21 protein-coding genes and 1 riboswitch are annotated in these 20,672 nt (G+C 66.2%); of the genes, 11 read left to right on the forward strand and 10 right to left on the reverse strand.

Going from position 1 to position 20,672, the window contains the following annotated elements; all coding sequences use genetic code 11:
* Positions 1-29: 29 nt before the first annotated feature.
* Complete coding sequence (locus LGM42_RS01770; RefSeq protein WP_226231412.1) at positions 30-1,307, reverse strand: acyltransferase family protein; 1,278 nt, start codon at positions 1,305-1,307, stop codon at positions 30-32.
* Between the two features lie 490 nt (positions 1,308-1,797).
* Between LGM42_RS01770 and LGM42_RS01775 the strand changes: the two genes are divergently transcribed.
* From LGM42_RS01775 to infA, 4 genes are all read left to right on the forward strand, one after another.
* On the forward strand, positions 1,798-2,034 hold the full coding sequence (locus LGM42_RS01775) for a FitA-like ribbon-helix-helix domain-containing protein (protein ID WP_059585143.1): 237 nt from the start codon (positions 1,798-1,800) through the stop codon (positions 2,032-2,034).
* Positions 2,021-2,437 carry a type II toxin-antitoxin system VapC family toxin gene (locus LGM42_RS01780; protein WP_226231413.1) on the forward strand — a complete coding sequence of 139 codons (417 nt, stop codon included), beginning with the start codon at positions 2,021-2,023 and terminating at the stop codon, positions 2,435-2,437. Before LGM42_RS01775 ends, LGM42_RS01780 begins: the two co-directional genes overlap by 14 nt.
* A 281-nt stretch (positions 2,438-2,718) precedes the next feature.
* Positions 2,719-2,922 carry a cold-shock protein gene (locus LGM42_RS01785; RefSeq protein ID WP_006483056.1) on the forward strand — a complete coding sequence of 68 codons (204 nt, stop codon included), beginning with the start codon at positions 2,719-2,721 and terminating at the stop codon, positions 2,920-2,922.
* Positions 2,923-3,386: 464 nt separating this feature from the next.
* The gene (gene infA / locus LGM42_RS01790; protein WP_006483034.1) at positions 3,387-3,650 is read left to right on the forward strand and encodes a translation initiation factor IF-1; all 264 of its coding nucleotides are present in this window, start codon (positions 3,387-3,389) and stop codon (positions 3,648-3,650) included.
* Between the two features lie 195 nt (positions 3,651-3,845).
* On the opposite strand, the gene LGM42_RS01795 is transcribed toward infA, so the two are convergent.
* Together LGM42_RS01795 and LGM42_RS33315 are read right to left on the reverse strand one after the other, a co-directional pair.
* Complete coding sequence (locus tag LGM42_RS01795; RefSeq protein WP_226231414.1) at positions 3,846-5,216, reverse strand: MFS transporter; 1,371 nt, start codon at positions 5,214-5,216, stop codon at positions 3,846-3,848.
* 235 nt (positions 5,217-5,451) lie between these two features.
* Positions 5,452-5,631: a hypothetical protein gene (locus tag LGM42_RS33315; protein ID WP_226231415.1), complete on the reverse strand. Its 180-nt coding sequence runs from the start codon at positions 5,629-5,631 to the stop codon at positions 5,452-5,454.
* 81 nt (positions 5,632-5,712) lie between these two features.
* On the opposite strand from LGM42_RS33315, the gene LGM42_RS01805 reads away from it, so the two are divergent.
* The 4 genes from LGM42_RS01805 (at position 5,713) to LGM42_RS01820 (ending at position 8,081) form a co-directional block, all read left to right on the forward strand.
* Positions 5,713-5,961 (forward strand): hypothetical protein, encoded by a 249-nt coding sequence (locus LGM42_RS01805; protein WP_060310906.1) that lies wholly within the window; start codon positions 5,713-5,715, stop codon positions 5,959-5,961.
* Between the two features lie 220 nt (positions 5,962-6,181).
* Complete coding sequence (locus LGM42_RS01810) at positions 6,182-6,481, forward strand: hypothetical protein (protein ID WP_060310907.1); 300 nt, start codon at positions 6,182-6,184, stop codon at positions 6,479-6,481.
* Positions 6,482-6,648: 167 nt separating this feature from the next.
* On the forward strand, positions 6,649-7,293 hold the full coding sequence (locus tag LGM42_RS01815) for a DUF1326 domain-containing protein (protein WP_059585079.1): 645 nt from the start codon (positions 6,649-6,651) through the stop codon (positions 7,291-7,293).
* The gene (locus tag LGM42_RS01820; RefSeq protein WP_226231416.1) at positions 7,290-8,081 is read left to right on the forward strand and encodes a DUF2182 domain-containing protein; all 792 of its coding nucleotides are present in this window, start codon (positions 7,290-7,292) and stop codon (positions 8,079-8,081) included. The genes LGM42_RS01815 and LGM42_RS01820 overlap by 4 nt, the downstream gene beginning before the upstream one ends.
* 173 nt (positions 8,082-8,254) lie before the next feature.
* Here the strand turns inward: LGM42_RS01820 and LGM42_RS01825 are convergent, their stop codons facing one another.
* Positions 8,255-8,716, reverse strand: a complete 462-nt coding sequence (locus tag LGM42_RS01825; protein ID WP_059585082.1) for an Lrp/AsnC family transcriptional regulator — start codon at positions 8,714-8,716, stop codon at positions 8,255-8,257.
* 116 nt (positions 8,717-8,832) lie between these two features.
* Between LGM42_RS01825 and LGM42_RS01830 the strand changes: the two genes are divergently transcribed.
* Positions 8,833-9,465 (forward strand): LysE family translocator, encoded by a 633-nt coding sequence (locus LGM42_RS01830; RefSeq protein WP_226231417.1) that lies wholly within the window; start codon positions 8,833-8,835, stop codon positions 9,463-9,465.
* Positions 9,466-9,590: 125 nt separating this feature from the next.
* Here the strand turns inward: LGM42_RS01830 and LGM42_RS01835 are convergent, their stop codons facing one another.
* The 6 genes from LGM42_RS01835 to LGM42_RS01860 all read right to left on the reverse strand — a co-directional run bounded on the left by LGM42_RS01835 (position 9,591) and on the right by LGM42_RS01860 (position 16,110).
* Entirely contained in the window at positions 9,591-10,586 is a 996-nt protein-coding gene (locus LGM42_RS01835; protein ID WP_226231418.1) for an alpha/beta hydrolase, read from the reverse strand.
* A 22-nt stretch (positions 10,587-10,608) separates the two neighbouring features.
* Positions 10,609-11,160 (reverse strand): TetR/AcrR family transcriptional regulator, encoded by a 552-nt coding sequence (locus tag LGM42_RS01840; protein ID WP_226231419.1) that lies wholly within the window; start codon positions 11,158-11,160, stop codon positions 10,609-10,611.
* A gap of 128 nt (positions 11,161-11,288) precedes the next feature.
* On the reverse strand, positions 11,289-13,217 hold the full coding sequence (locus LGM42_RS01845; protein ID WP_226231420.1) for a TonB-dependent receptor domain-containing protein: 1,929 nt from the start codon (positions 13,215-13,217) through the stop codon (positions 11,289-11,291).
* A gap of 214 nt (positions 13,218-13,431) precedes the next feature.
* Positions 13,432-13,625: riboswitch (cobalamin riboswitch) on the reverse strand.
* Between the two features lie 302 nt (positions 13,626-13,927).
* Positions 13,928-14,902 (reverse strand): threo-3-hydroxy-L-aspartate ammonia-lyase, encoded by a 975-nt coding sequence (locus LGM42_RS01850; protein ID WP_226231421.1) that lies wholly within the window; start codon positions 14,900-14,902, stop codon positions 13,928-13,930.
* 51 nt (positions 14,903-14,953) lie between these two features.
* Entirely contained in the window at positions 14,954-15,592 is a 639-nt protein-coding gene (locus LGM42_RS01855) for a transcriptional regulator (protein ID WP_060310914.1), read from the reverse strand.
* Complete coding sequence (locus LGM42_RS01860; protein WP_226231422.1) at positions 15,589-16,110, reverse strand: YbaK/prolyl-tRNA synthetase associated domain-containing protein; 522 nt, start codon at positions 16,108-16,110, stop codon at positions 15,589-15,591. The genes LGM42_RS01855 and LGM42_RS01860 overlap by 4 nt, the downstream gene beginning before the upstream one ends.
* A gap of 403 nt (positions 16,111-16,513) precedes the next feature.
* On the opposite strand from LGM42_RS01860, the gene LGM42_RS01865 reads away from it, so the two are divergent.
* Both LGM42_RS01865 and LGM42_RS01870 read left to right on the forward strand, forming a co-directional pair.
* Entirely contained in the window at positions 16,514-18,100 is a 1,587-nt protein-coding gene (locus tag LGM42_RS01865; RefSeq protein WP_059574351.1) for an isocitrate lyase, read from the forward strand.
* 623 nt (positions 18,101-18,723) lie between these two features.
* On the forward strand, positions 18,724-20,589 hold the full coding sequence (locus tag LGM42_RS01870; protein ID WP_226231423.1) for a phosphoenolpyruvate carboxykinase (GTP): 1,866 nt from the start codon (positions 18,724-18,726) through the stop codon (positions 20,587-20,589).
* Positions 20,590-20,672 lie beyond the last annotated feature (83 nt).

The following is a 20,672-nucleotide window of genomic DNA, read 5'->3' on the forward strand; positions in this document are numbered from 1 at the left end:
CGATCGCCCGATGGTACCGATTCCGCTCGTCATCGGGAAGCGGTTTCGCCCACTGCATCGACGACATGTTCATCGTCGGACGGACGGTGCTCGACGCGGCGGACGCGCGTTCGCTCGGGCGCGCGGCGCGCCGGGCGTGCGTCGTTGCGCGTGGCGATGAACGGATGCTCGACGTAGCGGTAAGTCAGCAGCGCACACAGGACGGCAATCAGCGCGCATGCGAGTGCGAGCGCCCAGATGCCCGAGTCGCCGGCCGAATTGATCGGGAAAACGAACTTGTTGAACGCATGGATGATCATGTACACGATCACCATGTGGATCATGTAGATGCTGAAACTGGTGGTGCCGAGCAGCGCGAGCGGCCGGGTCTTGAGCACGCCGTAGAACGTGTTTCCGCTGGCGATGCAGAGAAACACCGGAAGCAGCGGCAGCGCGCCTTCGATCGAATAGCGTTCGGCCGGGGACGGAGACGTCGCGAGGATCAGCAGCGCGACGGTTGCCGCCGGTTTCGTGGCCAGCCGCGCACGGATCGCGGGATGTCGCGACACCTCGTAGGCCACCGCGCCGAACGCGAACAGCAGCGCCATGCCGCCCGGCGGCCCGTACAGCGCGGCGCAGGCCGTGACGATCGCGAGCGCGAGCAGCTTGCGCCACGCACGGGTGGCGACGAACCACGCGAGAAACGGAACGGCGACGTAGAACCGCCATTCGTAGGCGAGGGTCCACCAGACGCCGCTCAGATAGGGCGTGCGCTCCGCTCCGTTGATCGGGAACGCGCCGAACCAGCCGAGCGAAACGGTCTTGAGCAGGTCGGCCAGCAACCGCGTCGGTGCGCCGACGGCGTTGCGGGGAAACCAGTAAAGCGTGCATGCGACGATGACGGCCGCGTAAAACAGATAGAGCGGCGCGAGGCGCCGCACGCGTCCGACGAAGAAAGTCCGCACGTCGAGCGTGCCTCGGCATGCGCGTTCCCAGAACAGCAGCCCGGTGACCATGAAGAACATCGCGACGGGGATCGTCCCGAGATTGCGCAGGAATTCGGTGCCGGCGCCCCAGACGCCGGTCGACAGCAACGCCTGGTTGCACGCGAAGTGATGAAAGACCACGGAGGTGGCCAGGATGCCGCGGAAACCGTCGAGATTGCGATAGCGCATCGACAGCGACTTGTCGACGGCCGATCGGTAGAACGGTACGTGTCGGGCGACGAGCCACGCAATGATCGCCACGGCCGCAAGACAGGCCGGGAAGTAGAGTTTGTCGGGTGTCGGGGAGAAGAGGGTTTCCAGCGTTGGCGTAACAAGGTCCACTGAAGAGCGTCTCGTGTCTTGGATCGGGATTTTCAGGCACGGAGGGTCCGCGTCGATGCAAGGTCTTCTGCGCGCTTCGCACGGCGTTCGATCGCCGGTCTTGTGGTCTGATGGTATCAAACGATAGCGCTGCCCGCGGCTGGTTGTGCAACATGATGTTTCAGCGCGAATCGACGCGACGCCCGCGGTCTTGGCGCATGTCACCGACTAGGCCGCGCCGCAAATTGAGTTCCTCGCCGGCCGACGTGCGTCGTGATCGATGGGTGCCAGATTGGCCGTTCGGCCGGCTTCCATATCGTCCCGCTCGGGCTTACCTTGAGCGACAGCAGGTCGATGCGTCGGACCAGCGGCGAAAGGGGGCGGATGCTCGCCGTCCGTTGCCGCCGGTTCGCGCCGGCTCCCGTGTCCATCCGGTCACAAGGGTGATAGCAATGCTTGCAATTTACCCTCGTGACGCTATCATTGATAGCAAACCTGGATGGAGGTACTCATGGCAAATCTTCTGGTGCGTAACGTGGATGACACTATCGTTCAAAGCCTGCGTGAGCAGGCAGCGGCCAACGGCAGGAGCGCCGAGGCCGAACATCGAGCCATTCTGGCCGAAGCGCTCGGCCGGCCGAAGCGGCGGACATTCGCGCAAGTGTTGATGAGCATGCCGGAGGTTGGCGAAGACGCGGATTTCCAACGTGTTCAGGATTCAGGCGAGGTCGGGCGTGTTTTTGATTGATACGAACGTCATCAGCGAAATCAGGAAGGGCAAGCGAACCAACCGGGGCGTGCGGGCGTTCTTCAGGCAGGCCGAAGCCGACGCGAGCCCGCTTTACCTGTCGGTCGTGACGGTGGCCGAGCTGCGGCGCGGTGTCGACCTGATCCGTCATCGCGGCGATCAGAGTCAGGCGTCGGCGCTCGAGGCCTGGGTGGCGATGATCCTGTCCGGCTATGCGCCGAACATCCTGCCGGTCGATGTCGAGACCAGCCAGATGTGGGGGCATTTGCGCGTGCCGGATCCGACGCATGAGCTCGACAAGCTGATCGCGGCCACCGCGCTGATCAACGATCTGACGGTCGTCACGCGCAACGTCGACGATTTCGCTCGCACAGGCGTCCGGCTGCTGAATCCATTCGACTAGCGTCGCAGCGGCGGTCCTCCCGTCCCAACAAACGATGTAGCGCCCTTGGCCGGCTGGCATCCGGCGCAATGCCAGAGGGTCCGCGCTTGTGCGCTGCACCAAAAGAACTTGACGAAACGGCCGCGACCGCGTAGTGTCCGAGACCGAAGTCGTCAAGAAGTTCGATTGCTCATCATTGGCCGCACACCGTGCGGCGGTCGTTGGTCTCTCCCTCTTTGATTCTTTCTGTGCCCGTCGCGGGCGCATCTTCATCATTCGTCATTTGTATTAAGGAAGTATTTGTGGATACCGGTACCGTCAAGTGGTTCAACGAAACCAAGGGCTTTGGTTTCATTTCCCCGGACAACGGCGGCGACGATCTGTTCGCCCATTTCTCGGAAATTCGCGGCACGGGCTTCAAGACCCTGGCCGAAGGCCAGAAGGTCAGCTTCGAAGTGAAGCGCGGCCCGAAGGGTCTGCAAGCGTCGAACATCACGCCGCAGTAAGCCGCATCGGCATCGGTCGCCCATCGGCGGCCGCTGCCGGATAGCGTATCGCCGGGGCGCCGCTCGACGGCGGCCTGTGCGTTCCGATGCGCACGACCGATGCATCGCGACAATCACGATGCATCGGTCGTGACGCCTCCCTCATCGCATGCCTGACCGCATGCGACGCAACGCCCTCGTGAAATGCATGCCGTTTCGCGAGCGCATCACCGCTTGAACGCATCAACCCGAGCAGACCGCCGCCATGCCGTAGCTGGCGCGGTCCCGACTTGCGCGGCGCCGCTGGCGCCGCAGCCACCGACCGCCCGAACGTCGCAACGCGCCGGGCACCGATCGCAAGACTGGCCCGAGGCCCGTCTGAACGAACCGATCCCGGCCGCTTGCCGGCCGCCGTCCCGTTTGCGGGAGCCGGCGCCGGGCAGTCGCCGCGGCCGCGGTCAATCACCTTGTCTGGAGGAATTGGTTTGGCAAAAGAAGAACTGCTGGAACTGGACGGAATCGTCGACGAAGTGCTGCCGGACAGCAAATACCGTGTCACGCTGGAAAACGGTGTCGTGGTCGGCGCGTACGCGTCGGGCCGCATGCGCAAGAACCACATCCGCATTCTCGCGGGCGATCGCGTGACGCTGGAACTGTCGGTGTACGACCTTACCAAGGGCCGCATCAACTTCCGGCACAAGGACGCGAATTCCCCGCGTCCGCCGCGAAGCGGCCAGCCGCGCCGCTAAGCGGCCACGATAGGTGCGCAGCGCGCACCTATCGTTCCCCGTCCGGTCTCGTGGCCGGACGAACCGGATGAACGGCACGCGGCGTGCCGTTCGTCGGTAGTCGGCGGCGCTGTCGCGCCGCGGCTTCTTCTCGCGGCTTCTTCTGTTTCTCCCGCCTTTACCGGCGCCGCGTGTGCCGAGCGCGCATGTCACGCGTCATGCCGACCGCTGTACGGCAACTGCCGCCACCACCGCGCCCGTCAATTGAACCGCCGCGCCGGCGAACATCGCCACCCGCAGGCCGGTCGCGCCGCCGTGCATGGCGGCGAACGCCGTGCCGAGCACCGCGATCCCGAGCGTCGCGCCAGTCATCCGCGCGACGTTGACGAGCGCGCTGGCGGTGCCCGAGCGCGCCGCGTCGACGGCGCCGACCGCAACGGTCATCAACGGGCCCGTCGCGATTCCCATCCCCAGCCCCGTCAACGCGAGGCCGATTTCTGCGCCAAACAGGCTCGACGCGTCCGCCGACGCGCCGATCGCGGTGAGCCCGCCTGCGATCACCGCGACACCGCCGGCCGTCGTCGCGCGCGCGCCGATGCGCTCGGAAAGCGGCCCCGACCACGGCGATACGACGACGAACACGAGCGCCATCGGCAACAGCGCAAGGCCCCCGCCGGTCGAATCGAGGCGGCCGACGCTCTGCCACGTCAGCGGCAGCAGAAACAGCACGCCGTACATTCCGAACGTCATGCCGGTGGTCGCGGCGATCGCGCCGCGAAACGCGCCGATCCGGAAAATATCGAGCGGTACCAGGGCGGCTTCGCCGTGGCGGCGCTCGATCGCCACGAACGCGACGAACGACGCAACCGCGATGCAGCCGGCGATCGCACAGGCGGCCGGCGCTTCGCGGAACACGATCGCCGCATACGCGAGCGCGCCGAGCGCGAGGGCGCCCGCGACTTGCGCGGCGCCGTCGAAATGCCGGCCGTGCGGATCGGACGACTCGGGCACGGCCGGGATCGCGAGCAGCATCGCGGCGATGCTCAGCGGCACGACGACGAAAAAGATGCTGCGCCAGCCGAAGTGCCGGATCAACACGCCACCGAGCGTCGGGCCGATCGCCATCGCGACGCCATTGCATGCGGCCCAGATGCCGAGCGCGCGTCCGCGTTCGACCGGGTCGCGCCACACGACGCGCACGATCGCAAGCGATGCCGGCAGCAACAGCGCCGCGCCGACGCCGGCCAGCGCGCGTGCGGCGATCAGCACCGACACCGACGGCGCCAGCGCGCACAGCAGCGACGCGATCGTGAAGATCGTCGTGCCGGCCATGAAGATGCGGCGGCGCCCGTACAGGTCGGCGAGCAGGCCACCCGTCAGCAGCAGCACCGCGTACGTGAGGTTGTAGCTGTCGACGACCCACTGCAATGCGCCGACACCGGCATGGAAATAGGCGCCGATCGCGCGCGTCGCGAGATTGACGACGGCCGTATCGACCTGGGCGACGAGCACGGCGATGCATAGCGTGAGCAGCGTCACGCCGCGGCGTTTGGGGGCGTGGTCGGCGAGTGCGGCGGTATCGGTCATGGCGGCGTTCCTCGGCAGGCGCTCGTGCAACCTTGAGCGCGGCCTGCTGCCAGCGTCATGTCAGCAGGCGAGGGCACCAGGCGATGCAAGCGCCATGCCCGCACCTGCGCATACGCTCCGGTCACCACTCGCGTTCAGGATCGCGCGTGCGTCAACGGCCTGCGTCTACCCTCATCCGGTCGCATACCACGACGAGTGTTTTCATCGACATGGTTGTCCGCGTACTCAGGCAAGATCATCGCCGAGCCCATCGGTTTTGATGAACACCGATGCGCGATTGCCGTCGGGCGCGCAATCGTGCTTCAGCGAATGCGTCGATGTTTCCGAGCGTGACCGGTTCGATCGCGCGCAACGACTCCGTTGCGACGATTTCGCCGTACGCGGCCGATTGCATGCATGACACCGCGTACACCACCGGCGCCGATACCGATCGATTGCGTCACGCATCCCCATTGGCTTAAGATCGTCGCGAGATCATCCCACGCCTTCAGCGTCAATGAAAAAGAGCATAAGCCTGCGGGTCGCCATCATCGCTTCCGCCGTTGCCGTGTACAGCGTCTACATGCACATCCAGCAGTTGATCAGCGGCTGCATGTGGGTCAGGGGCCATCAGCGCTGCAGTTTCGAAAACAGCACGAATTTCGAGGGCTGGATGGATCTGGACCTGATGATCACCTGTTGCTGGGTCGCCGCGGCGGTGGTCGGGTGGATTTCCGTTGCGCAGGGCGCGAAGAAGCCGGGTTAGCGACGTCATGCACGTGCTGCCCGACCGAGCAGGCACGACATCCCGCTCGACCGGATCGAATCTGTCAATTCGTGACAACGCGCATGGGCTGGCGAGCGAAGCCGGCGCCCTCGACGCATTCGGGCCCGAAACGAACGCCTGATTCCGCGGCCGTCGGGCGACATCGTGGCGATCTTCGGCGACAGGCGTCGCATCGCGCACTGCGCGAGGGGAGGTTCACGTGCAATTTCCGACAGGATCGGTGGTCGCGCTCAGCTCGGCCGCGGCGACGATGTTCTCGATGGGCATGCTGTTTCTCGGCTACTGGGGATTGCACGAAGCGCTGCCCTGGCGATTCGGCGACTTCGTCGTGATCGTGCCCGCACTGGCGGGTTTCGCGTGCCTCGCCAGCGTGCCGTTTCTCGCAACATCGCCGATGAAAACGCCCGACGACGAGTCGCGAATGTTCGTCGCGCGACGCGTGTTTCTGTGCGGCGCGGGTGCGGTGTGGTGTGCGATCGTCGCGTCGCTGTTCGTGTGAGAACGGGGCGGCGCGACGGTTTTCGCAACAGCCCGGCGAGTGCCTCCCGAAACGTCTTACGTGAGGCCGGAACGCAGGGTTTTCACGCCGCCATGACCGCGTTGCTTTCCCCCATTGCGTGCACTAGATTCGAAGCGTTCGTTTGTTTCAGAGCGCGAGGTGGAGCCATGACGCCGTGGGAGATTCAGGGCACCGAAATGATCAGTTGCAATTGCTCATACGGTTGCCCTTGCCAGTTCAATGCGCTGCCGACCAACGGCAACTGCGAAGCGATGGGCGCGATTTCGATCGACAGCGGACATTACGGCGACGTGGTGCTCGACGGCGTCAGGATCGCGGTAGTGTTCCAGTGGCCGGGCGCCGTTCACGAAGGCCACGGCAAGTGCCAGCCGGTCGTCGACGAGCGCGCCAGTCCGGCGCAGCGCGACGCCGTGTTGAAGATCATGACCGGTCAGGACACCGATCCATTCGCGACGATGTTTTCCGTGTATGCGTCGACGCTCGAGCACGCGTTCGAGCCGATCTTCACGAAGATCGATTTCGACGTCGATGTCGATGCGCGGCGCGGCCGGATCCACGTGGACGGTGTGTTCGATGCCGCTGGCGAACCCATCCGCAATCCGGTGACCGGTGACGAGCACCGCGTGCGGATCGACCTGCCGCACGGTTTCGAATACGAGCTGGCCGAGATCGGTTCGGGCACGGGGCGCTCGCAGGGCAACATCGCGCTGAATCTCGACGGAACCTATGCGCAATTCGCGCGGCTGCATCTGAACAACCACGGGCTGGTTCGGCATCGCGCCGCGGCATGACGCCGGTCGATACCTGGCTCGCGCGCGAGCGAGTCGTCACGCTGCTCGGCATGGCCGCGCTCGTCGGCCTGTGCTGGTTCTATCTGTGGACGGGTGCGGGAACCGGCATGTCGGCGCGGGAGATGACGACCGTCGCGCTGTTTCCGCATCGCCTGGCGGACGGCATGGGCAGCATGGATCCGTCGCTGCCGACCGTGATCGCGATGTGGTGGGTGATGATGATCGCGATGATGACGCCCGGCGCCGCGCCGCTCGTGATGCTGTACCGGCGCGTGCTGCAGCAGCACGGCGACGGAGCGGCGGGATCGGCGTTCACGTCCATGGCGCTGCTGGCCGGCTATCTGACGACGTGGCTGGCGTTCTCGATCGGCGCCGCGCTGCTTCAGGCGCTGCTGCAGCCGGCCGGGCTGATCTCCGCGATGATGCTGTGGTCGAAGAGCGCGCGCCTTTCCGCCATCGTGCTGGCGCTGGCCGGGCTCTATCAATTCTCGCCGCTGAAACGCGCGTGTCTGCGGCAATGCCGCGCGCCGGCGGCGTTCCTGGTCGCGCACTGGCGCCCGGGCGTTGCCGGCAGTTTCCTGCTGGGCGCGCGGCATGGTGCGGTTTGCGTGGGCTGCTGCTGGTTGCTGATGGCGCTGCTGTTCGTCGGCGGCGTGATGAACGTCGTGTGGATCGTCGCGTTGTCGCTGTTCGTGTTCGTGGAAAAGGTCCTGCCCGGCGGCGATCGTATCGGCCGTGTGCTGGGTGTCGTGCTGATCGCGTGGGCCGGTGTGACGTTGATCGTGTGAGGTGCGGCGCGTGCACGGAGCGTCGCCGTCGGTTTTTCTCTGCACGTGCTACGTAACCGAGGGCCAGCGCGGCGCCGATTTCCGGCATGGTCGCCCGTGTCGTCGGTACCACACCGGCGACCGTGGTCAACGGTCGTGGGGCCGCCGCGGGCGGCGGGGCGGCCCGCGCTCGTTCATTTCCTGACGATATCGGCCCTTGCCGCCGGCCGTGCCAGCCCGCGCGCGGGCAGCGGCGTCGACATCACGATCGACGTGCGCGTTTCGCCGTACAGGTTGATGCGTTCGATCAACTGTTCGAGATGGGCCATGCTGACGGCGACGAACCGCATCACATACGAATCCGCGCCCGTCACGTGATGGCATTCGACGACTTCGGGAATCGTCTCCAGCAGCTTGAGGAACTTCGCTTTCGCCGGTTGCGGCACCGTAATGCCGATCAGCGCGCTCACCGGATAGCCGGCCGCGGATGGATTGATCCGGGCCGTATAGCCTTCGACCACGCCGGCTGCTTCAAGACGCTTCACGCGCTCCGTCACCGCCGGCACCGACAGGTGAACCTGGCGCGCGAGCTCCGTATAGCTGATGCGCCCGTTGTCCTGCAACAGCGCCAGTATCTTCCAGTCCAGATCGTCCATCGCGGCGGGCGTTTTTAAGGTAGAGCCGCCATTTTTCCTTAAAAATCCCATTCAGCGAGGGCCGGACTTTCCCTACGATGCCTGTTCGATCCACCGAATGTCGCAAGGAGCAGGCGATGCTGTTCATCAAGTCCGTCGTGATGGGGCTGTCGATCGCGGTGCCGGTCGGCCCGATCGGCATGTTGTGCATTCAGCGCAGCCTGAGCCGCGGTTTCCAGGCGGGATTCGCGACGGGCATCGGCGCCGCGTGCGCCGACGCGATTTACGGCCTGCTCGGCGCGCTGGGCGTCGCGGGCATCGTCACCGCATTTCCGATGCTGACCGTCGGCCTGAAAGTCGGCGGCGGCGCGTTTCTCGTGTGGCTCGCGTGGACCATCGCGCGCCAGGCGCCGGCCGCACCGGCCGGGCCACGCGACTTGCCGCGGACGACCGTCCTGCGCGATTTCCTGACGACGTTCGGCCTCACGCTGTCGAACCCGATGACGATCGTGTCGTTCGTCGGGATCTTCGCGGCGCTCGGCCCGCTGCCGGGGGCACGGGAAGGCGCGATGTGGGCGACGGTGGCGTGGATGGTCGCCGGCGTGTTCGTCGGCTCGGCCACGTGGTGGCTGTGCCTGAGCAGCGCGACCGCCGCGCTGCGCACGAAGCTGTCGTTCGCGTTCATGCACGGGCTGTCGCGCGCGTCGGCGGCCGTCGTCGCGGTATTCGGCGCGATCCAGCTCGCCGCGGGCGTGCGCGGGCTCATCTAGGTGCACGGCGCGGCGCGGGGCGACCGGATCGCGTCACCCGCGGGATTTGCCGCATTCGATCCGGGGAGCCAGCGATCCGGCCGATGCCGTTGTCGTCCTTGTGTGCTCGTCCGTCGATCGCCGGCTCAATTCGACCCGTGCAAATGCGCATGCACGAAGCGCGCGATTTCCTGGCTCAGCTCGATGTCCTCCGGCGCGCCCATGAACCCGCCGTGCGGCATGCCCTCGAACACGTGCAGCTCCGTCGGCACCTGCGCGCGCCGCAATGCGCGATGCAGGCGCACGGCGTTCGACAGGAACAGGTCGCGCGTGCCGCTCTGGATGAAGGTCGGCGGGAAGCCGGCAGCGAAATCGCCGAACAGCGGCGACAGGTACGGATGCGCGAGATCGGCGCCGTTCGCGTAGAGCAGGTTGTTCGCCATCAGCGGCGCCGGCAGCACGACATCGACGAGCCGGTTGGTCTCGAAGCTGTCGCCGGATTCGGTCAGGTCGGCTTCCGGCGACAGCAGCACGAGCGCGGCAGGCAGCGGCAAGCCTTCGTCGCGGGCACGCAGCACCATCGCGGCGGCGAGATTGCCGCCGGCGGAGCGGCCGCCGATGACGACGTTTTCCGGTGCGTGATGCGCCAGCACGTAAGCATAGGCGGCGATGCAGTCGTCGAGCGCGGCCGGATACGGGTGTTCCGGCGGCATCCGGTAGTCGACGCCGTAGCAGCGGATGCCGAGCCGGTCGGCCTGCATCTGCGCGCCGGCGCGGCACGCGGCGCCGCCGCCGACGACCAGCGCGCCGCCATGCAGATCGATGTAGGCGCAGGCGCCGGAAGCCGCGGCGTCGGGTGTCGCGACATGCACGTCCGCATCGCCGACGCGGATCGTCTCGACGCTCGAGCGCACATAGCCGGCGAGTTGCTCGACCGCGGCCGTGTAATGCGCGTCGGCACCGGCCTTCACGCGCATCCATGCGTCGATGTCGTCCGGCGCCGGCATCACGTGCAACGCATTCAGCGGCACCCCGTCGTCGCCGGTCAGGCGGTGCAGCGCGGCGCGTGCTTCGTCGCTGATCGAGGTCGGGAAGGGCACGACACGGCTCGGCAGCACGACGCCGTCGGGTTTGTCTTTCATTGCTTGGATTCCGTTCGGTACGTCATGCGGCCGAAGGCCAGTGGCGCAGCATCACGTCGAGCGCATCGAGGCTGCGTGCCCACGACACGTCCGAATCCGGCGCGCTGTGCGAGAAGCCGCCGGCGCTTTCGAGCGTCACGTAGCCCATGAAGAAACCGCCGAGCAGGCGGATCGCATGCGCCTGGTCGCTATCGGGCAGGCCGTAGCTGCGCAGCACCGCCGCCGTCATCCTGACGAGTTGCCCGCCCGCGCTTGCGGCGGCGCGCCCGCCGCTCACCGGATGGCGCGCGGCCGCGAAGCGGCCCGGATGCGCACGTGCGTAGTCGCGATAGACGTTGGCGAGCGCGGCCAGCGCGTCCTTGCCGGTGCGGCCGGCCAGCGCGTCGGCGGCGCGCTCGGCCAGCTCCTGCAGCGCGAACAGCGCGATCCGGCTCTTGAGATCGTCGAAGCTCGCGACATGGGAATACAGGCTCGCCAGCTTGACGTCGAAATGCCGCGCGAGCGCTGCGCCGGTGAGTTGCTCGAAGCCGGTTTCATCGGCGAGCTGCGCGCCGGCTTCGACGAGCTTGTCCACGGTAATGCCGGCACGCGCCATGACGAATGCTATGCGGGTTAGTCAAAAAACTAATTTTATTAGCTTTTGCCGCGCTGTCAATTTTCCGCGCGTGCCGGTGTGGTGCGCCGCTCCGCTGCGTGGGGCCGTCAGAACGTATAGCTGACCTTGCCGAACGCGGTGCGCCCGAGCGTGTTGTAGCCGTACGCGGTCATGTACTGCCGGTCGAACAGGTTCGACAGCGACGCCGACACCGTCAGGTGCGAATTGATCCGGTACGACGCGCGCAGGCTCACCGTCAGGTACGACGCCAGATACTGCCGGTTGGCCGGGTCGTCGAACGTCGAGCCGCCGTACAGCAGCGACGCGCCTGTGCTCAGCGCGTGCAGCTTCAGTTCGTCCCACGTGTGGTCGACGTTCAGGCTGACCGTCTGGCGCGGCCGGCGGCTGAGCCAGGTCTGGTTGGTCTCGTCCTGCGGATTCAGGATGCCGACCGCGACGCTCACCGGCGTCGAGCGGCCGATCGTTCCCTTGTACGACAGGTCGATGCCGCGAATGTGCGAACGGCCGATGTTCATCGGCGAGAACGTCGCCGGGTTGTACGCGATCAGGTTGTTGACGCGCGTGTCGTAGATCGCCGCGGTGAACATGCCGTACGCCGTGTTCGCGTCGAGCGCGGCCTCGACCGACGTGCTGCGTTCCGGGCTGAGATTCGGATTGCCGTAGCCCGGGTAGTACAGGTCGTTGAACGTCGGCAGGCGGAACGCGTTGCCGTACGACACGCGCGCCGTGTAGACCGGCGTGATCGCCCACGACAGCGCGGCGTTGCCGGTGTTCACCGCCTGCCCGGCGATGATCTCGTGACGGCCGGCGACGAACATCGTCACGTTGCCGAGCGTCGCCGACTGGTGCAGCGAGAACGCGGAATCGTTGCGCGTCGGCACGCCGCCGGGAATGTCGACCGGCAGGAACGCCTGTTCGCGCGTGAAGTCGTACGCGAGCTTCGATTCGCCCGACAGCGGCAGGCCGAACAGGTGGAAACCGTGCGCCTGATGGGTCAGCGACGTCGACGTGCTGATGCGCTGCGAATTGATCTGGTCCGTCGCGAGGGCCGGGTTGTCTGCGTAGATGAACTGGCGATCGTTCGCATAGCCGAACGACTGGTCGAACTGCGTATCGGGCGTGATGTCGAGATGGAATGCAACGCCGGTCGTCAACTGGTGATCGCGCTCGCGATTCGCGTAGCCGCTGTTGTCGAAGGACAGATCGGAGCGGTGGTACAGCGCGAACGTCGAGATCGACCAGTTGTCGCGCGCATAGCCGAGCCGCGCGTCGAGATCCTGCGCGTGATACGGATTGCGGCCATCTTCGTGGCCGTAGAAGAAGGGCCGCGTCGCATCGATGCCGGCCGTGTTGTAGTCGTGCAGCCCGAGCGAATAGGTGAGCCCGCCCAGCGCGGCCAGCGGCCCCGTCGACGGCACCGTGCCCGACGTGCGGAACTGCGTGTCGAACGTCTTGTTCGAGCCGCCGTCGAACGACACGGTGGTCTGGTTCGGCTGGTTGGCGGCGCGACGCGTGAAGAGTTGCACGACGCCGCCCATCGCGTTGTTGCCGAACGACGCGGCGGCCGGGCCGGAGATTACCTCGACGCGCTCGAACGCTTCGGTCGGCAGGTCGGCCCACGGCGCGATGCCGGTGGTCGGCGAGCCGATCCGGATGCCGTCGATGAACACGGCGACCTGGCTCGCCGACGAGCCGCGGATGCTGACCGACGCGGACGAGCCGGGCCCGCCGTTCTGCGCGACGGTCACGCCCGGCAGCGTCGCGAGCGCTTGCGTGATGCTCGGGTCGGCCGGCGACAGCCGGTCGAGATCCTCGCGCGTGAGCACCTGCGTCGACGCATAGCGCCGGTCGAACGATTCGGGCAGGTGCCGCGTGTCGGTCACGCTGATCGTGGGCAGGTCCGCGCCTGACGCCGGTGCCGCGGGCTGCGCAGGCGCCGCGTCGCCGGCCGCATGGGCGAGCGGGGAAAGCAGCGCGGTGGCGGCGGACGTGGCAAGCAGGTGACGAAGGTTCATGAGACAGCGGGACAAAGCGTGTGACGTGTACGGCGACCGTGAGCCGGGGGCCGGCAGGGGATGCATGCCGACGGCGTGTCGGGGCGGCGCTTCCGGCCGGGAAGCGGATTCGGGAACGATGGACATCTGACGGATCCTGAGGTCGGGTCGTCCATGCAACGGGCGGCCGCCAACGGCGGTGCTTGCACATCGGGACACCCCGCCCGGTGCGGCTGCTGGACCTCGGGTCGATGGCAGGTCTCCTGGCTCGCGGGTCGCCATCCGTGCGGGCCTTCCCGGTTTCCCAGTGGCATGCGGTGGCACGGATTCGCCGCTCACAGTTGCGGGGGCAGCCGCAGATTCGGGGCGTTGCCCCTGCTGCGTTCCCTTTTGATCCCATCCCTGGGAACCATCAGCGCGCAAGGGTAATGGCGCGCGGTCGGGCACGTCAATCGTCCGGGCGCGCGGATGCGAAAAAACGTCATTACCCGGTGTCGGCTTTCCGGATGCTTGCGTTCGAGGTGCCCGGGCGGCGTTTCATGTCTGAAGAAATGGTCGGGTTCCAACGCATGCCGTCGCGCCCGGGCGGCGGCGATCGCGCGCGTATTCATGAAGACGCCTTCACGACCGACTTCGGGACGACGACGTAATCAGTCCGCGGCGCGAAACCTGGCGCGACGTGGAGGCGGGGCGGTGCGCGCATGACAGGATCTTCATGCGCGCCGCGACGCTCAGGCCGGTGCCGACACCAGCGCGCAGAAGTTCTCGAGATCGACGTTGCCGCCGCTGATCACCACGCCGACGCGCTTGCCCTGCAGCGCGTCCTTCATCCGTCGCACGGCGGCGAACGCCAGGCAGCCGGTCGGCTCGACGACGAGCTTCATGCGCGTGGCGAAGAAGCGCATGCAGTCGACCAGTTCCGCGTCCGTCGCGGTCAGGATGTCGTCGACGTCGCGGCGCAGGATCGGGAACGTGAGGTTGCCGACGTGCTGCGTCTGCGCGCCGTCGGCGATCGTGCGCGGCGTGTCGATGTGCACGATCGTGCCGGACCGGAACGATTGCTGCGCGTCGTTGCCGGCTTCGGGCTCGACGCCGTACAGCTTCGCTTGCGCCGACAGCGCGCGCGTGGCGAGCGCGGTGCCCGACAGCAGCCCGCCGCCGCCGAGCGGCGTGAACACCGCGTCGAGCGGGCCGACTTCGTCGAACAGTTCCTTGGCCGCGGTGCCCTGGCCGGCGATCACGTCCGGGTGATCGTAGGGCGGAACCAGCGTGAGCCCGTGCTTTTCCGCGAGCTGGCGCCCGATCTGCTCGCGATCCTCGGTGTAGCGGTCGTAGGTCACGACGTTGCCGCCGTAGCCGCGCGTCGCGGCTATCTTCGCGGCCGGTGCGTCCTGCGGCATCACGATCGTCGCGGGAATGCCGAGGATGCGCGCCGACAGCGCGATTGCCTGCGCATGGTTGCCCGACGAGAACGCGACGACACCGTGGCGGCGCTGTTCCGCGTCGAAGCGCGACAGCGCGTTGAACGCGCCGCGGAACTTGAACGCGCCCATGCGCTGCAGGTTCTCGCACTTGAAGAACACCTGTGCGCCGAGCGCGTCGTCGATCGTCCGCGACGTCATCACCGGCGTGCGGTGCGCATGGCCTTCGAGCCGGGCCGCGGCGGCGGCGACGTCGTCGTACGTGGGGAGAGTCGGAGAATTCATGGTCGCTCGGGGTCGAAAAAGTCAGTCAACTGGAATGCGGGGCGCGCCGCGTCACTTCGCATCGTTGTAGACGGTGGCGCGCGACACGCCGAGATGCTGCGACACGATCTCCATCGCGCGGCGCACCTCGAGGAAGCCGTCCGCCTTCAGCGTCTGCATCAACTCGCGGCGCTGGTCGGTCTTCAGCTCGCGCGGCGTCGTCGCGAGGCGTGTCGCGAAGGCGTCGATGCGCTGCCGGATCGCGTCCGCGCCGGCCGGGTCGAGCGTCTCGACGACGGCTTCGCCGTCCGTGCGGCAGAACTGGCTCAGCATGCCCTGGAAGCCGCGGAACAGCGTGACGTCGGCATTCAGGCACAGCGCGGCCACGTAGCGCCCGGTCGAATCCTTGATGCCGATCGACGTGCTTTTGGCGGTGCGGCCGTCGGCGAAGCGGTTCGGATAGTTCGCGAGCACCTGCGGGAAATCGTCGTCGGCGATGCGCGCGAGGCCGAGTTCGGTTGCGGGATCGCCGACCGCGCGCCCGGACAGGTTGTTGTGAATCGCGAGGATCGCGTGCTCGGGCGTGCGCAGGTCGTGCACGACGACCTCGGTGAACGGCGCGAACATCTCGCCGAGCCCTTCGGCGATGCGCTGCACCTGCTCGATCAGCGATGCCTGCTCCGACAGCAGTGGTTTGCGGTTCGTGCTCATGCGTGCTCCTGCGGGGCGGGGGCGTCCGTCGTCTCGGGGCGCGTGATGTCGGCCAGCAGCGGGCACGCGATCCGGACGTAGTCGGCTGCGTCGAGCACGACCGAGCGGTCGAGGCGGCCCGCGTTGAACGCGATCTCGGCGTTGCGCTCGACCAGCGCCGGATCGACGACGAGCGTCACGTTCGCATCGAATACGAACGGCGGCACGGCGCCCATCACGCAACGCGTGACGGCGGCCGCGAGGTCGGGCGAGGCGAGCGTCGCCTTGCGCCGGCCAACCGCATCGGCGACCTTGCGGAAGTCGATCTTCAGGTGGCCGGGAATCACCGCGAGCGCGGTGGCGTCGCCGCCGTCCTTGAACGTGCAGAGCATCGCCTTCGCGCCCTGTTCGGGGCGCGTGCCGCGCAGCGCGGCGATCGCGTCGGATTTGCCTTCCGCCGGATGCTCGAGCACGCGGAAACGCGCGCCGGCGGTAGTCAGCAGGTCGCAAAGCGTGTCGAATACGGGAGAGTCGTTCATGGCGCTCCGGGAGGCAGGCAGAGGCGCAGACGCGCTGGGATTAAAGAATTGTCCAAGTATAGACGTTTTGTCGCAGCCCTGACAAAGGCGAGAGCGGTCGTCGCTGTCCGGTCTTGCCGACGCGGCCCGTTCTCCAGCAGCCGAAAGGAGATTTCATATCGCGGAATTCGCATCGGTTTCCCGCCGCCGCGTTTTACCGCCGCTTGAAACCGTGTTTTGCATCGCAAAAACGCTTGGCTATCTCATTGAAAAACAACAAAAATTTATATCTTATGTCTTATATAAGACTTGACCGAAATGTTGCCGGACGGGATTACTATTGAGTCCATGCAGTTCGCTTCGTCACACGCGGCGGGCACGCTGAACTCTTTACTCAAATGCGCTTCGTTCCCAGGAGATAGACATGTCCCAATATCAAGACGACATCAAGGCAGTGGCTGGCTTGAAGGAAAACCACGGCAGCGCGTGGAACGCCATCAGCCCCGAGTATGCGGCCCGCATGCGTGCCCAGAACAAGTTCAAGACCGGCCTGGACATCGCGAAGTACACCGCGAAGATCATGCGCGCCGACATGGCCGCGTACGATGCCGATCCGTCCAAGTACACGCAGTCGCTGGGTTGCTGGCACGGCTTCATCGGCCAGCAGAAGATGATCTCGATCAAGAAGCACTTCAACAGCACCGAACGCCGCTACCTGTACCTGTCGGGCTGGATGGTCGCCGCGCTGCGCTCGGAGTTCGGCCCGCTGCCGGACCAGTCGATGCACGAAAAGACCTCGGTCAGCGCGCTGATCCGCGAGCTGTACACGTTCCTGCGCCAGGCCGACGCCCGTGAGCTGGGCGGCCTGTTCCGCGAGCTGGATGCCGCGAAGGACCCGGCTGCCAAGGCCGCGATCCAGGAAAAGATCGACAACCACGTCACGCACGTCGTGCCGATCATCGCCGACATCGACGCCGGCTTCGGCAACGCGGAGGCGACCTACCTGCTGGCCAAGCAGTTCATCGAAGCGGGTGCGTGCTGCATCCAGATCGAGAACCAGGTGTCGGACGAGAAGCAGTGCGGCCACCAGGACGGCAAGGTCACGGTGCCGCACGAGGACTTCCTCGCGAAGATCCGCGCGATTCGCTACGCGTTCCTGGAGCTGGGCGTGGACGACGGCATCATCGTCGCGCGTACCGATTCGCTGGGCGCCGGCCTGACCAAGCAGATCGCCGTGACGAACCAGCCGGGCGACCTGGGCGATCAATACAACTCGTTCCTCGACTGCGAGGAGCTGTCGGCCGATCAGCTGGGCAACGGCGACGTCGTCATCAAGCGCGACGGCAAGCTGCTGCGTCCGAAGCGCCTGCCGAGCAACCTGTTCCAGTTCCGCGCCGGCACGGGCGAAGCGCGTTGCGTGCTCGACTGCATCACGTCGCTGCAGAACGGCGCCGACCTGCTGTGGATCGAAACCGAAAAGCCGCATATCGCGCAGATCGGCGGCATGGTCAGCGAGATCCGCAAGGTGATCCCGAACGCGAAGCTGGTGTACAACAACAGCCCGTCGTTCAACTGGACGCTGAATTTCCGTCAGCAGGCCTACGACGCGATGAAGGCCGAAGGCAAGGACGTGTCGGCTTACGACCGTGCGCAACTGATGAGCGTCGAATACGACGACACCGAACTGGCCAAGCTCGCCGACGAGAAGATCCGTACGTTCCAGGCCGATGCATCGCGTGAAGCAGGCATCTTCCACCATCTGATCACGCTGCCGACGTACCACACGGCCGCGCTGTCGACCGACAACCTGGCCAAGGAATACTTCGGCGACCAGGGCATGCTCGGCTACGTGGCCGGCGTGCAGCGCAAGGAAATCCGTCAGGGCATCGCGTGCGTGAAGCACCAGAACATGTCCGGTTCTGACATCGGCGACGATCACAAGGAATACTTCAGCGGCGAAGCGGCGCTGAAGGCGGCGGGCAAGGACAACACGATGAACCAGTTCGCGTAATCGTCATATCCGCGGCAGAAAGCCAATCCGTGACGGGTTGGCTTTTTTTCATTCGACGCGTGGAGCGCGTGATTGCCCGGCACCTCGTTTCGAGCGGGGGCGTCTATCGCGATTCGAACAGGATGTTTGTGTACGCAACCTGATTCAGGGTTTGCCTGAGTAGCGAAAACGCTGATTCGCACGGCGTGTGTTCGCGTTGTTCGTTTGCCCAAGCGGCAGGTTGAAATTGCCGCTCGTGCGAAACCCTTGCAGGGCGGTCGTCACACACGTTTCGTCCCCAAACTGTGTGCGACGACGCCGTAAAAAGAACCTGCCTGCAACGCGCATGCCGGCGCGCCGGCGCAGCGGGTTTCTTGCTGCAACGCAACGCCCGCCCAATAACGGCGATGGTATGCTGGCCGACATGGAGTTGTATGGCAGGTTGCTTGCATGGCGAAACTCGCGTTCGCACGCTTATATACGAGACATCACCTTCTCTCGCCCGCATCGCGGCATCGACGCGCGCTCCGCTCGCGTGTCCCGTTCTGCTGCGCGCTGCCGCTCCCTGCGCTCCGCACGCATTCCCATCTCGCGGGTTCACCCCGCATCCCCCATCCCCCGCCCAATAATCTGGAGACATCCCCATGTCGCAAAACACTTTGGCCGAAGCAACACATGGCCCGCTGATCGCTCCGCCGGCCTTCGTCAAGCATCGCGAGCTGATCGACTGGGTATCGCGCATCGCGGCGCTCACGGAGCCCGAGCGCGTCGTGTGGTGTGACGGTTCGCAGGAAGAATACGACGCGCTGTGCCAGGCGATGGTCGACCAGGGCACGCTCACGCGCCTGAACCCGGCGAAGCGCCCGAACTCGTATCTCGCGCAATCCGATCCGTCTGACGTCGCGCGCGTGGAGGATCGCACGTTCATTTGCGCGGCTTCGCGCGACGACGTCGGTCCGACCAACAACTGGATCGATCCGGCCGAAATGCGCGAGACGCTCAGCGGTCTGTTCCGCGGCGCGATGCGCGGCCGCACGCTGTACGTCGTGCCGTTCTCCATGGGCCCGCTCGGCTCGCCGATCGCGCACGTCGGCGTCGAGTTGTCCGACAGCCCGTACGTCGCGGTGAACATGCGGATCATGACGCGCATGGGGCGCGACGTGTACGACGTGCTCGGCGAGGACGGCGATTTCGTACCGTGCGTGCACAGCGTCGGCCATCCGCTCGAAGCCGGCCAGCAGGACGTGCCGTGGCCGTGCAATCCGGTGAAGTACATCGTGCACTTTCCGGAAACGCGCGAGATCTGGAGCTTCGGCTCGGGCTACGGCGGCAATGCGCTGCTCGGCAAGAAGTGCTTCGCACTGCGCATCGCGTCGACGATGGGCCGCGATCAGGGCTGGCTCGCGGAACACATGCTGATCCTCGGCGTGACGTCGCCGGCCGGCAAGAAGTATCACGTCGCGGCCGCGTTCCCGTCCGCGTGCGGCAAGACCAACTTCGCGATGCTGATCCCGCCGCGGGGCTTCGACGGCTGGAAGGTCACGACGATCGGCGACGACATCGCGTGGCTGAAGCCGGGCCGCGACGGTCGCCTGTATGCGATCAACCCGGAAGCCGGTTTCTTCGGCGTGGCGCCGGGTACCGGCGTGAAGACCAACCCGAACGCGATCGCCACGCTGAAGGAAAACGTGATCTTCACGAACGTCGCGCTGACGGAAGACGGCGACGTGTGGTGGGAAGGGCTGACCGACACGCCGCCCGCGAAGCTGACCGACTGGCAGGGCAATCCGTGGACGCCCGAGATTGGCAAGGAAACCGGCCGCAAGGCCGCGCATCCGAATTCGCGCTTCACCGCGCCGGCCGCGCAGTGCCCGTCGATCGACGACGACTGGGAAAACCCGGCCGGCGTGCCGATCGACGCGTTCATCTTCGGCGGCCGCCGCTCGACGACGGTGCCGCTCGTCACGGAAGCGCGCGACTGGGTCGAAGGCGTGTACATGGCCGCGACGATGGGCTCCGAGACGACCGCGGCGGCCGTCGGCCAGCAGGGCGTCGTGCGCCGCGATCCGTTCGCGATGCTGCCGTTCTGCGGCTACAACGTCAGCGATTATTTCGCGCACTGGCTCAAGCTCGGCCGGCAGCTCGAAGCCGCCGGCGCGACGCTGCCGAAGATCTATTGCGTGAACTGGTTCCGCAAGGATGCGAACGGCAAGTTCGTGTGGCCGGGCTTCGGCGAGAACATGCGCGTGCTGAAGTGGATGCTCGATCGTCTCGAAGGCACCGGCGGCGGCGGCGAGCATGCGTTCGGCGTGTCGCCTGCGTATGAGGACCTGCACTGGGACGGCCTCGATTTCACGCGGGAGCAATTCGATGCGGTGACGTCGATGAACGCGGACGAATGGCGCGAGGAACTGAAGCTGCACGCGGCGCTGTTCGACATGCTGAAGCTGCGCTTGCCCGCCGAGATGACCGACACGATGAAGAAGATCGAGCAGCGTATCGGCGGCTGACGAGCGGCCTCGACGTCACCGCTCTGCAAGCGCCATGAACGCCCCGGGCCACCGTCGCGTGGCCCGGGGCGTCGTCGTTTCAC

Source organism: Burkholderia sp. AU39826 (assembly GCF_020419965.1).
GTDB lineage: Bacteria > Pseudomonadota > Gammaproteobacteria > Burkholderiales > Burkholderiaceae > Burkholderia > Burkholderia semiarida.